Annotated in this window: 14 protein-coding genes and 1 pseudogene; all 15 read left to right on the plus strand. The window is 44.7% G+C overall.

Features of this window, described 5'->3' with window-relative positions:
• Positions 1–24: 24 nt before the first annotated feature.
• The 15 genes and pseudogenes from RMY27_RS18760 to RMY27_RS18830 all read left to right on the plus strand — a co-directional run bounded on the left by RMY27_RS18760 (position 25) and on the right by RMY27_RS18830 (position 15,162).
• Positions 25–624 carry an acyltransferase gene (locus RMY27_RS18760; protein ID WP_322665728.1) on the plus strand — a complete coding sequence of 200 codons (600 nt, stop codon included), beginning with the start codon at positions 25–27 and terminating at the stop codon, positions 622–624.
• Positions 625–1,037: 413 nt separating this feature from the next.
• Positions 1,038–1,187 (plus strand): annotated as a pseudogene (locus RMY27_RS35540) (chloramphenicol acetyltransferase); the annotation flags it as partial.
• A gap of 25 nt (positions 1,188–1,212) precedes the next feature.
• Positions 1,213–2,394, plus strand: coding sequence for a hypothetical protein (locus RMY27_RS18770; protein ID WP_322665732.1), 1,182 nt, complete (start codon positions 1,213–1,215; stop codon positions 2,392–2,394).
• 2 nt (positions 2,395–2,396) lie between these two features.
• A complete protein-coding gene (locus RMY27_RS18775) occupies positions 2,397–3,590 on the plus strand; it encodes a hypothetical protein (RefSeq protein ID WP_322665733.1) in 1,194 nt (397 codons plus the stop codon).
• A 76-nt stretch (positions 3,591–3,666) separates the two neighbouring features.
• Complete coding sequence (locus tag RMY27_RS18780; protein WP_322665735.1) at positions 3,667–5,007, plus strand: glycosyltransferase family 2 protein; 1,341 nt, start codon at positions 3,667–3,669, stop codon at positions 5,005–5,007.
• A complete protein-coding gene (locus tag RMY27_RS18785) occupies positions 5,004–6,143 on the plus strand; it encodes a glycosyltransferase family 1 protein (RefSeq protein ID WP_322665737.1) in 1,140 nt (379 codons plus the stop codon). Before RMY27_RS18780 ends, RMY27_RS18785 begins: the two co-directional genes overlap by 4 nt.
• Before the next feature lie 24 nt (positions 6,144–6,167).
• Complete coding sequence (locus RMY27_RS18790) at positions 6,168–7,355, plus strand: glycosyltransferase (RefSeq protein WP_322665739.1); 1,188 nt, start codon at positions 6,168–6,170, stop codon at positions 7,353–7,355.
• Positions 7,340–8,470, plus strand: coding sequence for a glycosyltransferase family 2 protein (locus RMY27_RS18795; protein WP_322665741.1), 1,131 nt, complete (start codon positions 7,340–7,342; stop codon positions 8,468–8,470). Before RMY27_RS18790 ends, RMY27_RS18795 begins: the two co-directional genes overlap by 16 nt.
• A 27-nt stretch (positions 8,471–8,497) precedes the next feature.
• Positions 8,498–9,745 carry a glycosyltransferase family A protein gene (locus tag RMY27_RS18800; protein ID WP_322665743.1) on the plus strand — a complete coding sequence of 416 codons (1,248 nt, stop codon included), beginning with the start codon at positions 8,498–8,500 and terminating at the stop codon, positions 9,743–9,745.
• Positions 9,746–9,826: 81 nt separating this feature from the next.
• A complete protein-coding gene (locus tag RMY27_RS18805) occupies positions 9,827–11,293 on the plus strand; it encodes an efflux RND transporter periplasmic adaptor subunit (protein ID WP_322665745.1) in 1,467 nt (488 codons plus the stop codon).
• Positions 11,266–12,444, plus strand: coding sequence for an ABC transporter permease (locus RMY27_RS18810; protein WP_322665746.1), 1,179 nt, complete (start codon positions 11,266–11,268; stop codon positions 12,442–12,444). Before RMY27_RS18805 ends, RMY27_RS18810 begins: the two co-directional genes overlap by 28 nt.
• A 206-nt stretch (positions 12,445–12,650) precedes the next feature.
• Positions 12,651–12,821: a hypothetical protein gene (locus RMY27_RS18815; RefSeq protein ID WP_322665748.1), complete on the plus strand. Its 171-nt coding sequence runs from the start codon at positions 12,651–12,653 to the stop codon at positions 12,819–12,821.
• A 335-nt stretch (positions 12,822–13,156) separates the two neighbouring features.
• A complete protein-coding gene (locus tag RMY27_RS18820) occupies positions 13,157–13,549 on the plus strand; it encodes a hypothetical protein (RefSeq protein ID WP_322665750.1) in 393 nt (130 codons plus the stop codon).
• 104 nt (positions 13,550–13,653) lie between these two features.
• Complete coding sequence (locus tag RMY27_RS18825; RefSeq protein WP_322665752.1) at positions 13,654–14,049, plus strand: hypothetical protein; 396 nt, start codon at positions 13,654–13,656, stop codon at positions 14,047–14,049.
• 363 nt (positions 14,050–14,412) lie between these two features.
• A complete protein-coding gene (locus tag RMY27_RS18830) occupies positions 14,413–15,162 on the plus strand; it encodes a hypothetical protein (RefSeq protein WP_322665754.1) in 750 nt (249 codons plus the stop codon).
• Positions 15,163–15,259: the final 97 nt, after the last annotated feature.

The following is a 15,259-nucleotide window of genomic DNA, read 5'->3' on the forward strand; positions in this document are numbered from 1 at the left end:
ACCCATTTTGATTCGCATTACAACATGCAGCGCTCCCCTGAAATTGTGAATGATTTAACCAACCAGCCAACCGACTGCCAGACAATAGCTCTTCCATCCAATGTCCAGGTGGGACTTAACAGTGTTATCAACCATGATGAGCGCTGTTTTGCTCGCTTCCAGAGCCGCATCAACCCCGCGCTGCTTGTTGGAGAAAACTGCACGATAGATTATGTACATTTTGCGCTGGGCAAAGCTGCTAGGGTTGAGATTGGAAATTATTGCTATTTGACTAGTGTCATTCTGCTTTGCGAACAGGAAATTTGCATCGGCAACTATGTGGTTTTGGGATGGAATACCACGATCGCTGACACTGACTTTCATCCGATCGCACCAGCAGAAAGAATTGCAGATGCGATCGCCTGCTCTCCTCTAGGAAAAGGACGGCTCCGCCCTCCTGTGATGTGCCAGCCGGTGATCATTGAAGATGATGTTTGGGTTGGTCCCAATGTCACGATCCTTAAAGGAGTTCGCATTGGTGCGGGAGCTTGGATTGAGGCTGGGGCATTGGTGACACGGAATATACCACCACGTAGTAGGGTGATGGGCAATCCAGCCCAGGTGATTGGGGAGGTAGAAGCCTAATGGAAGCCACACGAACATTGCCGTGGGACTGGTATCCGGGAACGATTCCCGACAATGTTGTTTTAGGAGACGACACTTATATTGAGACTAGCCTTAGCTTTAAACTTTACCACAGCCAATTGGCAGTAGGGCTACGATTGGGTAAAGGATCTGCTGTATATAAAGATACTATGTTTGACATAGGTTCCCGCGCTCAGGTAAAGGTAGGGGAATATGCATTGATTCACGGTGCCCGCATCGTCTGCGATGCCGAACTGAAGATTGGCAATTATGCTTTGATCTCCTGGCAAGTTGTCATAATGGATACCTACCGTTTACCATTCGACATTGGCAAGCGACGAAAAATTTTAGAACAAGCATCGTGTCAACCTTCTCAATCCTTTAGCGCCGATGTCCCAGCCCAACCAATTTGGATTCAAGATAACGTCTGGATTGGATTTGATGCCTGTATTTTGCCGGGAGTGACAATCGGTGAAGGGGCGATCGTTGGTGCCCGATCTGTTGTTAGCGAGGATGTTCCACCGTATAGCGTTGTGGCTGGCAATCCTGCCCGGATTGTTCGCCAGTTAGAGGCAGGAGGTAGCAAGCATGAATTGTGAATCCCCCACTAAGGGAAAAATTATTGTCTTCGGGATTTTGTTTTGGTATCCCCTAGCAGGAGTAACTTATCAATTTCTCCACTATATGCTTGGGTTGCGTCAACTCGGCTACGATCCCTACTACATCGAAGATTCAGGACGCTGGGTTTACAATCCCTTAATCAACGATTTATCTCCAGACGCTAGCGAGAACATTAAGCGAGTCGCACCAATTTTGGAGGACTATGGCTTTAAAGAGCGTTGGGCATTTCGTGGCCACTATCCAGGGGGCGAGTGTTATGGGATGAGCGAAGCTCAAATCCTCAACCTATATAAGGAAGCAGATGCATTCTTGAATGTAACTGGCGCTCAAGAAATCCGTGAAGAACATTTAGCTTGTCGTCGCCGCATCTATGTTGAGTCCGATCCAGTTGGCTCTCAGATTCGGGTTGTTCAGGGAGACAAAACCTTAATTACCGATCTGGAAGCCCATGATACACACTTTAGCTTTGGAGAAAATCTGGGCGCGCCTGATTGTGGAGTCCCAACTTCCCGCTTTGAGTGGTTGCCGACTCGTCAACCGATCGCAACAGATTTGTGGCATACCTCAGATAACACGCCTGGCATCGCTTACAACACCATTACCACTTGGGATAACAAGGGAGGTAAAGATATTACCTATCAGGGTGAAACCTATTACTGGCGCAAGGCACGCGAGTTTGAAAAATTTATCGATCTGCCGCACCAGCGCTCAGTGCAATTTGAGATTGCGGCGGCTGATATCAGTCAGGATGTCCGACACCTGCTGCAAAAACACGGTTGGAGCCAGGTAGACTCGATGGAACTCTCCCAAAATCTGAATTCTTACCGCAATTATATCCAGCGATCGCGCGGAGAATTCACCGTAGCTAAGGATCAATACACGCGATTGCATAGTGGCTGGTTTAGTGATCGCTCTGCCTGCTATTTAGCAGCAGGCCGTCCTGTAATTACCCAAGAAACAGGGTTTAGCAAGTTCTTGCCCACGGGTAAGGGATTATTTGCATTCAACACTATGGAAGATATTCTGGCGGCAGTGGATGCGATCGAAAGCGACTACGAAGGCAATTGTCGGGCAGCCCGCGAAATTGCCTCAGAGTACTTTGCCGCAGAGAAAGTGATTGGCAGTCTTATGGAGCGAGCAGGGTTATAAGCATGGCACGCATTGTGGTTTGTGGCTATATGATTCGATATCCCGTAGCAGGAATGCTCTTTGTCTTCTTTCACTATCTGCTGGGGTTGGCACGGCTGGGGCATGATGTGCTGTATTTGGAAGAAAGTGGCTGGTCGCAATCCTGTTACAATCCCGTGCGCCAGGAGTACAGTGATGATCCACTACCAGGATTTGAGATTATTCACGCCGTGATGGCTAAATTCGATTTACAAATCCCAATATGCTATGTCAATCGCGAGTCTGGCCAGAGTTGGGGGGCAACCTGGGACGACTTAAAGGAGATGCTAAAAGGGGCTGATCTGCTACTGAATATTGGAGGGGTTTGCTGGTTGCCTGAGTTTCGTCTGTGTCATCGGCGTACTCTGATCGATCTAGACCCTTTCTTTACCCAGATCGGGCGCTTTGCAGTCGAGGATTTGGACGAATATCAGATGTATTTTAGCTATGGTGGCAATATTGGTAAGTCCGATTGTACGGTTCCGACGCGCGGAATTGATTGGCATCCTACGGTTCCGCCTGTGGTGCCTGAAATTTGGCAGAAACGGGCGACTGTGAACGAACAACCCATTGTAGAAAGTATTACAGATGCTCCCTTCACGACAATTGCTAACTGGAATGCTTATGGAGGGATCGCCTATGCAGGGGAGTATTACGGGCAAAAGAGTGAAGAATTCTTGCGGTTGCTGAACCTGCCAAACCATACAGCACAACGTTTGGAACTGGCGCTTTCTGGGGCAAGTTCGGAGATTCAAACGCAATTTTTAACAGAGGGATGGCTGATACGAGACGGTGGAGCGGTAAGCGTAGACTTATCAACCTATCAAACGTATTTAATCAATTCACGCGGAGAATTTAGCGTGGCGAAACAGGCTTATGTCAAAACCCGTAGCGGTTGGTTTAGCGATCGCAGTGTTTGTTATCTCGCCGCTGGTCGTCCCGCGATCTTACAAGATACTGGATTTAGCGATTGGCTACCGACGGGGCAAGGTGTGTTGGCGTTTTCATCTTTGGAAGAAGCGGTAGATTGCATTGATCGCGTCAATAGAAATTATCAGGCTCACTGTCAGGCAGCAAGGGAATTAGCCGAGCAATTCTTTAGTTATAAAGTGGTGCTACCTCGACTACTGGAGACAGCTTTAACCACGAATATACCTTATATATCTTCATTTCCCTGACTGCCAATAAAGAAGAAATCATCAGCTAATCAAAACATTTAACAAATTTAAAATAAATATGAGAGATTAATCAAAAATGAACACTCAATCACCAAAGGTAAGTATTGGTCTTCCTGTTTATAACGGAGAAAACTTTATTAAAGAGGCAATTGATTCTATCTTGAATCAAACATTTGAAAATTTTGAATTAATCATCTCTGATAACGCTTCGACCGATTGCACTGAAGCAATTTGTCAGGCGTATGTAACTCAAGATCGGCGAGTTCGTTACTATCGTAATTCAGAAAACCTTGGAGCTGCCGACAATTTTAACCGTGTGTTTCAAATGGCTACTGGCGAATATTTCAAATGGGCCGCTCACGATGATGTCTGTGCGCCTACTTTTATAGCCGAATGCGTCAAAGTTCTCGATCGAGAACCGACAATCATCTTGTGTCATGCCAGAACAATCACTATTAATGCTCAAGGAAAACCTTTCAAACAGTTAAAATCTAACGCAGAGATCAATTCAACAATTCCCTCCAAAAGATTTCGAGAGTTTATTAGCGAGGAAATTTTCCAGTCATCTAATCCGATATCAGGGCTAATTCGAGCAGATGTTTTAAACAAAACTCCTTTGCTGGGAAATTATCCGGCTCACGATTTGCCTTTACTGGCGGAATTAAGTCTTCATGGAAGATTTTATCAGATTCCTGAGTATCTCTTCTACAGTCGAGACCACAGTCAGCGGGGATCGCGTGCCTTTGATTATCGCCAACCTCATAAGGCTATTGTCTGGTTCGACCCCAAAATGGCTGGAAAGCTGATTTTCCCTTCTTGGAGGATGTTTGCTGAATATATGGCAGGCATCAATCGAGCGCCTTTGAGTTGGCGCGATCGCTTACTTTGCTACGGTGAACTAGCCAACAGGATAAAAAATCATCAACAAGATTTGGTGCGTGATTTGATTATTGCCACTGAATACTTACCTATTATTGGTTCAAAACTTGCCAAAGCTTATAGCAAAAGCTCTGAAGCACGCTGGCTAAAGCAAGTTAGACAATCGGTAAAACAATTGGAAACCATTATCCCCAAAGAAGAAACCTTTATTCTCGTTGATGAGAACAAACTTGGTAAAGAGACTTTTTCCCAGTGGAGAACTATACCTTTTCTAGAACACGAAGGAAAATACTGGGGTTTACCTGCGGATGACAGCACTGCTATTCAGGAACTAGAGCGGTTGCGCCAATTGAGAGCCAGCTTTATTGTTTTCGCTTGGTCTTCCTTTTGGTGGTTCGATCATTATTCCCAGTTTTACGACTACTTGAGGACAAAGTTCGACTGCATCCTAGAAAACAATTATTTTGTCGTATTCAATCTCCAGCGCGAACTGGAATTTACAGTTCAAAACGAGTTAGAAAAAGTTGAAGTCGGATGATTATAATTTTTGCTAGTGCTATCGGTCGATTTCCCATAGGCGGCAACGCTTGGTCTGACCTACAATACCTTCTGGGTCTGCGTGCCCTTGGGCATGATATTTTCTATTTGGAAGAATGCGGTTTAGAGTCGTGGGTTTATAACTGGCAAACTGAGGAATTTACAACCGAGTTAGACTATCCCACCAATTATGTAAGAAACTGCCTGGAACCGCTGGGCTTTGCAAACAAATGGATCTACCGCGCAGGCGATCGCTCTGTCGGGATGCAGGTTGACGAGTTTAAAGACATCTGCTCCCAAGCTGATTTGATGATTGTCCGTGGTTCGCCAGTTTCTCTCTGGAGAGAGGAATATGGATTGCCGCAGCGCCGCATTTATATTGATGCCGATCCCGGTTTCACTCAGATTAATATTGCTTGCGGTCATGGAGAATTAGTACAGACAATTGAACATTGCGATCGCTTGTTCACGATTGGACAACGCATTGATGCCCAAGACTGTCGTATCCCCACAAACGGTAAGCATTGGCTCAAGACATTACCTCTTGTAGCACTGCCTTACTGGCCAGTGACTCAAAACGATAACTCCACCCACTTCAGTTCGATTATGCAGTGGCAAAGTTATCGCGAGGTGGTCTACGAAGGAGTCACTTACGGTAACAAGGATAAAGAGTTTTTAAAGTTTATTGATATACCACAACTTACCAAACAGCAGTTTCGGATTGCCTTAAGCGGCGGCTTTCCTAATGAACTATCGCAGTCGGGCTGGGAGGTAATTCCCGGATGGCTGGCATCCTTTACACCAGAATCTTACCAGAAATTCGTCCAAGCATCCCGCGCTGAGTTTGGAGTCGCAAAACAGGGTTATGTTGCTACCAAAGGCGGCTGGTTTAGCGATCGCAGCGTTTGTTACCTCGCCTCCGGTAAGCCAATTCTAGTACAAGACACAGGTTTAAGCGATTGGTTGCCCATCGGAGAAGGGATTTTAACTTTTTGCGACCAACAGGAGGTAGTCAAAGGTGTAGAAGCCATCAACGCTGACTATGAGCGACATCAGTATGCAGCACGGAGGTTAGCAGAGGAATATTTTGACTCAGATAAAGTTCTTTCGTCTCTGCTAGAGGCGGCAATGAACTAACTGCCATTCAGTTTAGGAGATATTATGACCTCAACAGTAACTATCGGCTTTTCTCCTCGCGAACAGTTTTCTCTGGCTGCTGAATGTTTGCAGCGAATTTTTGATTACACCTGTATCCCTTTTAACCTGATTGTGGTGGATGGCAACACCCCAAAGGTATATTGGCAGCAAATCGAAGAGGTGCTACAAGGGCGTAGCAATGTCAAGATCATTCACGCGAATGATTACCTAATGCCTAACCAAGCAAAAAACTTGGTGATTCAAGAAGCCAAAGATGATTTTGTGTGTTTTATCGAGAATGATGTTCTGGTTGAGAAGGACTGGTTATCCTATTTGATCGCTGCCTGTGAAGAACATTCCGCAGATGTGGCAATCCCACGCATTATTGAAGGGCCTTTAGGAGAGACAAAAATTCACTGGGATCCAGGCTTGGGTGAGGTTCAGCCAGTACAAACAGCCAACGGAGTCAAATGGGAAATCTTGCCACCGACAGGCGATCTTCAACTCGATAAAGGTTGCGATCGCCGGACGATAAAGTTGTCTGGAGAAGCTCATTGTCAGCTTTATCGCCGGAGTGTTTTTGACAAAGTTAATCCTTTTGATGGAGATGTTATTTATCTAGATTGGATTGATTCTAGTTTGGCTTTATATAATGCCAAAATTCCAATTGTGTTTGAGCCGAAATCTATTATTCATTTTTGGCATCCTTATCCCCCCCATTTAGATGAACTCGACTATTTTTGCCAAAGATGGGATCTTCAACAAGCTGCTAGCGAGATCGATCGCATTCAAAAAAAGTGGAATCTGGTTCGTGTAACCGCAGATTTAGATTTTGTCATGGAGCGAAATCGCATCGGTCAGCTTCATGCAATTAGAGAAGAACTCAAAACTCTGATATCACCGCAGGAATCATTTATTTTGGTCGATGAGGACATCCTGAACGGTAACGAAATCATCAAGGGTTTTCAGACTATCCCCTTTACGGAACACAACGGGCAGTATTGGGGGCAACCAGCAGACGACGAGACGGCTATCCGAGAATTTAATCGCCTGCACCAAATAGGTGCTAGTGCGATCGTTTTCCTTTGGCACACTTTTTGGTGGCTGGACTATTACGTTGAATTTTATGACTATTTACGTCAAAAATTCCCCTGTGTGTTGCGAAATGACTGTGTGATTATATTTGACCTACGCTTATGCAAAAACCTCTAGCCAGTATTATCATCAATAACTACAACTACGGGCATTTTCTGCCTGAAGCGATTGAAAGTGCTTTAAATCAAGATTATCAGTCGACAGAAGTAATTGTGGTTGATGATGGCTCAACAGATAATTCACGGCAGATTGTTGCTGATTATGGAGAACGCATTATCCCTCTGTTAAAGGAGAATGGCGGTCAAGGCTCCGCATTCAATTCCGGGTTTGAGATTAGCCAAGGTAAAACGATCTGCTTCTTGGATGCAGATGATGTTTTACTACCTAGTGCGATTGGAAAAGCAGTTGAACTGCTGCACGATCCAAATGTAGTTAAGGTACATTGGCCTCTGTCTGCCGTTGACGTTCATGGCAAGCTGTTAGGAAAGTTAATTCCCGAAGATCCTTTGTCAGAGGGAGATTTGCGTGATGCCCAGATTAAAGGCGGTATAGAAGGTCATATTTTCTCCCCTACCAGTGGTAATGCTTGGTCGCGCAGCTACTTAGAAAAGATTTTGCCCTTGCCGGAAAGCCGCTATCGATTCAATGCCGATTCTTACCTAGCAATTCTTGCTCCCTTCTCTGGCAGCATCAAGCGCATTCCTGAATATCAAGCTTTGTATCGCATTCATGCCAGCAATGGCACTAGCAAGCGTAGTTACAAATGGCGACTTAACCACTATCACAATGAAGTGGCAGTCTTACGCGAGTATTTACAAGACCAGGGCATTCAAATCGATGATGCTTTTGAACACTGGAAAGGTTCTTATCATCAATCTCTGCAAAGCATGGTCGATTTGGGGCAAGAATTAGAACCCTTCATTCCTGGAGAACAAGAATATATTTTAGTTGATATGAATCAATTCGGGCAACATCAACTACTTGAAAATAGTCAGTCAATCCCCTTTCTAGAAAAAAATCGTCTCTATTGGGGCCCACCAACAAATGATGCGATCGCGATTCAAGAATTCGAGCGATTACACGGTGCAGGCGCAAGTTTCATCGTATTTGGATGGCCTGCCTTCTGGTGGCTTGACTACTATGTTGAATTCGCTCGCTATTTGCGTACTAAGTTTCGTTGTGTTTTGGAAAATGAGCGCTTGGTTGTCTTTGATTTACGGATTTTAGCTTGAACTACCTGGCCGTTATTACCAAACGATATGCAACCTGAAAGCAAAGTTACGATCGCAATCCCAACTTACAATCGCTCGGAATTACTAAAAGCTAGCCTTGAGAGTGCATTGGCACAGGACTATCGAGATTACCAAGTGCTTGTATTGGATAATGCTTCTGAGGATGATACAGAGGCGGTTGTCCGCTCATTCGCAGATCCACGAATCACTTATGTCCGCAACGAAACCAATATTGGCATCTTTGGCAATTGGCAGCTGGCTGTTGAGCTAAATTCTAGCCCTTATCTCAGTATCTTGTCGGACGATGATATTTTGCTACCCAGCTTCATCCGTGAATCTGTCTTAGCATTAGATAACCATCCAAATGTTGGTTTCTCGGTTGCCCAAGCTGGGTTTATTGACATTTCTAATGTCCGAGTGGATGTAACAAAGACGGAACTTTCCGACAACTTCCCAGTAGGAGCAATCGACGGGCTAGAGTTCATTCACCAAATTGTTGATGGGCAAAAATGGATTTTGCGTACCTCAGCCGTCATGTTTCGTGCTTATACACTTGCAGTAGTTGGCACATTTGACATCCCGCATTCTAAGTATATGCTAGACCTGAACTTATACTTGCGGATAGCGGCGCAATTCGACATCTTCTTTATTGCTCAAGAGTTAGCGCAAGTGCGGTTTCACGTCGAACAGGATTCCCAGGTTAGCTTCCACTCTCCAGGGGGAACAGGTTCGCTGGCTGTGGTAGCAGAACGTACTGATGCGATCGCTTATTTGTTACAGTCACCGCGTGCAGAGGATGCATCTTATCGTCAGTGGCTAGCAGAGCGCCTGTTGTATATAAATATGCGCCGTAGTGAGTTGACATCTGAACTGATACCTGAACTTAATTTGAGTTGGTCAGAGCGGCTACAGATTGCGATGCGGGAAATTGCATTTGTGATTCCCGCCGGGAAGCGTTTGATTTTGGTCGATGAAAATCAATGGGGCTGCGAGATTCTGGCGGAATTAGATGCTCTACCCTTTTTAGAACATGAGGGTCAGTACTGGGGAGCGCCACTGGATGACGAGATGGCGATCCAAGAACTTGAACGAATGCGTCAAGCAGGAGCAAGTTTTATGATTATTGCCTGGCCGGCCTTCTGGTGGCTTGATTATTACTCTGGTCTACGAAATTATCTCAGTTCAAATTTCCGCCGCGTTTTGGACAACAGTCGCCTCGTCGTCTTCGATCTCTGTCTGGGAGATTCTCCAACGTTAATTATGTCGCCAGAATAAAACCCTCTTCCCTCCTGCCCCCCTGCCCATCTACTTTGCGATCGCTTGTAATCAACTGCAAACTCACTGGATCGAGTTGTCATGAACTGGAAATATGAAAAAGATAAATTTAATATCCCAAGTCGATGGCTAGCCTGGTCAGGAGTTTTGGCTTTAGCTAGCGCTGGCGGTTGGCTGACCTACTTCTTAGCTCTGAACCAACCTCCTGAACCAGTAGCAGTACGCTTGTTAACTGTGGAGCGAGGTAATGTTGAAACCACAATCAATGAGAGCGGTACTGTTGAGTTACGAGAACAGCGAATCTTGAAGTCCCCAAAAGAGGGTGCAGTCGAACGAGTCATGGTAAAACCTGGTGAGAGGGTAAAACTTGGTCAAGTGCTGCTGACTCTGCGCTACCCTGAGCGAAAAATTGCTCTTACCAATCAGCAGTTGCAAATCCAGCAAGAGCAAATCAACCTAGCACGTAGTCGCCAGAAAATTATTGAAGACCAAGAACGATTAACAGCCGAGGAACGACAACTCCAGAGGCTTGCTCCTCTGGTGCGAGAAGGAGCTATTGCCCAAGAACAAGCCAAAACGCAAGAAGATGCAGTACGCGTTGCTCGCGCTAGTCTGCGAGATAGTCAAGCAGAGGCACGTACAACCGCCCTCAAAATTCAGACTTTGCAATTGGAGCGCCAACTTATTCAGCAGCAACTCCAGGATAATATTGTAACTGCACCATTGAATGGCGTAGTCTTGGGTGTGAGTGTAGAAAATGGTGATGGGGTCGAGTTGCGTACCAATCTGCTCACTTTGGGCGATCCTAGAAAAGTCCTGGTGAAACTCCAGCTTTCTACCCTCAACGCTGCTCAAGTTCGGGTTAACCAACTTGCCCGCATTAATGCGATTGGGCCTAATGCCAAGAAATTCTCTGGACGCGTGCAAAGCTTGTATCCTCAAGCACTCAGCCCGGAAGCCCAAAAACAAGATGGTAGCAGTTCAAAACAATCAGAGCAATCAACAGTACCCGCAACGGTTGAGCTTGATAGCCCGACTCGCACACTGCTCCCTGGTAGCAGGGTAAATGTTGAGGTTGTGTTGCAGCAACGGCAGAACGTAGTAGTTTTGAAGACAGAGGCAATTGTGCGATCGCAACCACGCCCCTTTGTATGGGTTCTGGATAGCCAAAATCAAGCCCAAAAACGCACCATTAATCTGGGATTAGAGGGGTTAATGGGCGTAGAAGTAACCTCTGGTTTGCATGCCGGCGAACAGGTTATACTGCCGCCCGTTGAGTCGGAACTCAAACCAGGAACGCCAGTTAAGGCAGGGGAGCAGGGGAGCAGGGGAGCAGGGGAGCAGGGGAGCAAGGGAGCAGGGGAGCAAGGGAGCAGGGGAGAAGTTGCAGTAAGTTTATCCCCTCTGCCCCTCTGCCCCTCTGCCCCCCTGCCCCTCCGCCCCTCCGCCCCCCTGCCCCTCCGCCCCTCCGCCCCCCTGCCTCTTATCCCCAATCCCCAAGCTAGAGCAAAGCGACTATTATGGCTCTTTCAGCTTTTGACTTATTAAATATTACCTTTCACTCTTTAGGTAGAAACCCCTTGCGTTCTGCTCTGACTACTCTGGGGGTATTTATGGGTGTGGCTGCTGTCAGCGCTACACTTCAGGTTGGTAATATTAGCCGAGATGCGATCGCTCAACAATTAAAAAAACGAGGCGCGCCTCAAGTTTCAGTTTATCCAAATTGGGATTCTGGTGGTCAAGCCACTCAACTCAAGTTGGAAGATATGGAATTCTTACGACAGCGAATGGTGGGCTTGCAGGCGATCAGTTCTTTTAATTGGGGTGGTTCTACGCCAACTATATTTCGGGATAAGGAATTTACTCCAACCTTGTCACCTGTTTCCCAAGATTTTTTGTTGACTTCAGGGAAATCATTGGTGTCAGGACGGTTTTTCACTTCTGAAGATTTTGCCAACTACCGCCCAGTAATAGTAATCGATCAATTGCTGGCAGAACAACTTTTTCAAAAGCAAGAACCTGTAGGTCAGCTGATTTATGCTGGGGACAGACCCTATATTGTCATCGGGGTGGTAGAAACTAGTTTAAATGAAAATGCACCCCCGGCGGGTCAACTGTATGTGCCGATGTCTATTTACAACGCTTTGACTGGTAGCCGCGACATTGGGAGCATCCAAATGCGCCCTTATTCACTTGAAGATATTGAAGAGTTAGGCCAGCAAGCAGAGAAGTTACTGTTACAAAGATTTCCAGGGTACAAATTTAAATTTTGGAATAATGTATCAGATATTATACAGCAGCAGAAAACTCTAGAGATGGCTTCTCAAGGTCTAACAGCAGTAGGAGCGATCGCGTTGTTAGTTGGCGGTGTTGGGATTGCGAATATTATGATTGCCTCGGTAAATGAACGAACCGCTGAAATAGGTTTAAGACGGGCCATAGGTGCAACCCAACGCGAAATCATGCTGCAATTTATTCTAGAGGCGATGCTTTTAAGTTTAATAGGTGGAACAGCGGCTCTAGGAGTAGTGCATGGATTGACTGTTGTAATTACTGATACCTTTAGCTTGCCCTATAAATTTGATAGCAAAATTGCAGTGTTGGCAGTGGGTTCAGCGCTACTGGTGGGTGTGGGAGCTAGTTTGCTTCCCGCCGTGCGGGCTAGCCAGATCGATCCAGTAAAAGCCTTGCGCTCATAAGTTTCTTTCTACATGAAGTACAAAGAGGCAGGAGGCAGAAACTTTTTATGTCTGATGTATAAGTTTTGCACTTTGTACTTCATCTACTTAAAAAGTACTGACAACAATTTTCGATTAGATGAAGTATGCGTTGCTGTAGGCATCTCTGGTATCGATTAATCACAATTTGGGCCTCGTTCCCAGTCGGAGACTGGGAATGCTCATCTTTGAGGCTCCGCCTCTCTTGCTGGCAGCAGAGCCGCCAGGAGCAGCATTTCCAGCCAGAGGCTAGAAACGAGGCTTTAAAAGAGTTTCGGCTTAAGTTAACACCAATGGGCAGTGCCGTGCCTTACACCACGCGATATGATGTTATACCGCATCTGAATGGGAACCGCTAATGTCGGTTGTTATATCATGTCCGCTTGATTGCTTATTATAGCCGTAGTCACATAGGTTAGGACAGTGTTGATTGCTCAAAGGCCTGAAACGACTGGGTTTTTGTTCAGCACTCAGCACTCAGCACTCAGCACTTTGCTATAAATCCGAAGAACCCCACCCCGCCAAAGCTGTGCTTTGTCTCCCCTCCCGAAGAGCGGGGAGGGGTTGGGGGTGGGGTTCTTTTATTATGGGTAATTTGGCGGACATGATATTATTCGCATAAACATTAGACCTGCCTTGAAAATAGAGGCTGAAACAACGCAAAATCGTTCCAAGATCATTTTCATTGTTCCTTGTGAGCGCAGATCATGGAGTCTCTTGCAAAAGTGCTTTTTGCAAGAGGGGGAAAAAGGGGTTCATGTTAAAGGGGAAGGGGACAATACAGAACCTTTCCCCCTTCCCCCTTACCCTTTTCCCGACAAATGCCCAGAAGTCTATTGCAATATTCCTCATCAACATTGCAATATTCCTCATCAACATTACAATGTTCCTTATCAACATTGCAATGTTCTTCATCAACATTGCAATGTTCCTCATCAACATTGCAATGTTTCTCATCAACATTACAATGTTCCTCATCAACATTGCAATGTTCCTCATCAACATTGCAATGTTTCTCATCGAGATTAAAGCAATTGCAAAGAAAAACAGATACAAACTAAAAATTAAGAGAAATTACTTATATTAGTTTGTTTTTTTTTAACAAATATAACTTTTCACTAATTTTACTGAACCAAAAAACAGCTTTAGTAAGGCAAAGTAGCTTTAGAAACCTCTCTAAGGAATATATTGATGTCTCGTAAAAAACGTACATCCCGTGTTCTCGAAAAAGCTGAGTTGAGATCCGCTGGACTAAAAGCAATTGATTCAAATATGAGTTTTGATAATGATTGCAATTTGCAAAACTTAAGTCAAGCAATTGAGCAGTTAAGAACTATGCTTAATACTTATAACACTGCTTTAACTGTAATTGATTCTTCCAAAACTCAAATTGATGCGATGGAAAAAACCCTAAGTAATCTTACAGACAAGATGGTAAGAGGGGTTGCTTTTAAATATGGCAAAGATAGCAGCGAATATGAAATGGCGGGTGGGGTTCGCGATAGTGAACGGGTTCGAAAAAGCAGATTGAGCCGCTTAAAAGCTGCTGCTGGAGAAGCATCAGATGAAAATCCTAAAACTACCTAATACAGCCTGGATAAAAGCATTGCATAAAGGTAAATAAATCTTCTTGTTAGGTATGTAGGGCACGATCAAAGGCTAGTTTGCTAATTAAAATTATTTTCTAAAATACTGCAATTGTTTATGATTTACCATAACCTATTGCAATTTTTTATATTTACCAATAGTCTTTGATAAACAACAATTATATACAGCTACTATCATGCATCGTCATGCATATTAGATCAGGTATTTTGTAGGTTTGTCTAATGTTTTGGAATGCTGAGACTCTTGCGGGGTGGTGTTTTGAAACCATTTACTTGTATAAATACTGATTAGAGTTTATAGTGGTACGGTGTTTTCCGTTCCTTGTCTCGGCAGATTCATAACATGATTTATTCTGGCAAATTACAAAAGTATTTTGCGGGCATTTCTGTGTCTGTGATTTTAGTAGGTGATTTAGTTCTTACACAAAAAACTGCTCCAGTTTTAGCCGAAACCATAAATACATCGATCGGTGAAGCTGTGACATTCAGTTGCAATGATAGTGAAGCGACAATCGCAGCTAAAAATGGCCCCAAAGTAGTTAATGGAACAGCAAGAATTTACATTGGTTATCAGCAATTCTCTAATAACAAAAACCCTGTAACTATCCGCTTTAATAATGGGATAAAAGCATGGTGTCGTAATGATTACGAGACAACAGGTGACGATGGTACAGGTTACGGATTGTATTGGAATGGAAGTGATGTTTTATATGGCGTTTACTCTTCCACAGGCAGTCAAACAGGTAATGATTTTAGGCGTTTTGCCAGTGGTCGGTGGTTGCCTAGCTATGGTTATGGAGGCGGGCCACAAGCCGCAGTTATAGCCCGGATTAATCCAGCTAATGGCCAGGTTGATTATGCCACATTTTTCTCTTCTAAAAAGTTTGATAATGGCCAAACTAACTCTTTACTTGTCAATTCTCTGTCATGGAATGGCGCAAATTTGACTGTGAAAGCAACGTCATGGTGGACTCCCCGTAACACCTATACAAATTCCATGAATTGCTATGGTGCATCACCTTACGAATACACAGCCGCATTTACAGGCGATTTAAGAACGATGACCTCAGCTTCAGCTGATACTTGTAGCTAAAAGGGAAAATTCAGCTATCAAATTGAGGAAACATATTAGATTTCTTGCAAAAATATATTTTTGCACTCTTAGGGAAAAGGGTGCATGTTAAAGGGAA

Origin of the sequence: Nostoc sp. DedQUE09 (assembly GCF_034530915.1) — a bacterium.
GTDB lineage: Bacteria > Cyanobacteriota > Cyanobacteriia > Cyanobacteriales > Nostocaceae > Nostoc.

Excerpts from the sequence above, each read along its gene's own strand:
- RMY27_RS18760 (WP_322665728.1), top strand. The coding sequence starts at position 25 with ATGCAGCGCTCCCCTGAAATTGTGAATGATTTAACCAACCAGCCAACC.
- RMY27_RS18775 (WP_322665733.1), top strand. The coding sequence starts at position 2,397 with ATGGCACGCATTGTGGTTTGTGGCTATATGATTCGATATCCCGTAGCA.
- RMY27_RS18805 (WP_322665745.1), top strand. The coding sequence starts at position 9,827 with ATGAACTGGAAATATGAAAAAGATAAATTTAATATCCCAAGTCGATGG.
- RMY27_RS18825 (WP_322665752.1), top strand. The coding sequence starts at position 13,654 with ATGTCTCGTAAAAAACGTACATCCCGTGTTCTCGAAAAAGCTGAGTTG.
- RMY27_RS18810 (WP_322665746.1), top strand. The coding sequence starts at position 11,266 with ATGGCTCTTTCAGCTTTTGACTTATTAAATATTACCTTTCACTCTTTA.
- RMY27_RS18830 (WP_322665754.1), top strand. The coding sequence starts at position 14,413 with ATGATTTATTCTGGCAAATTACAAAAGTATTTTGCGGGCATTTCTGTG.
- RMY27_RS18790 (WP_322665739.1), top strand. The coding sequence starts at position 6,168 with ATGACCTCAACAGTAACTATCGGCTTTTCTCCTCGCGAACAGTTTTCT.
- RMY27_RS18800 (WP_322665743.1), top strand. The coding sequence starts at position 8,498 with ATGCAACCTGAAAGCAAAGTTACGATCGCAATCCCAACTTACAATCGC.
- RMY27_RS18770 (WP_322665732.1), top strand. The coding sequence starts at position 1,213 with ATGAATTGTGAATCCCCCACTAAGGGAAAAATTATTGTCTTCGGGATT.
- RMY27_RS18785 (WP_322665737.1), top strand. The coding sequence starts at position 5,004 with ATGATTATAATTTTTGCTAGTGCTATCGGTCGATTTCCCATAGGCGGC.
- RMY27_RS18780 (WP_322665735.1), top strand. The coding sequence starts at position 3,667 with ATGAACACTCAATCACCAAAGGTAAGTATTGGTCTTCCTGTTTATAAC.
- RMY27_RS18795 (WP_322665741.1), top strand. The coding sequence starts at position 7,340 with ATGCAAAAACCTCTAGCCAGTATTATCATCAATAACTACAACTACGGG.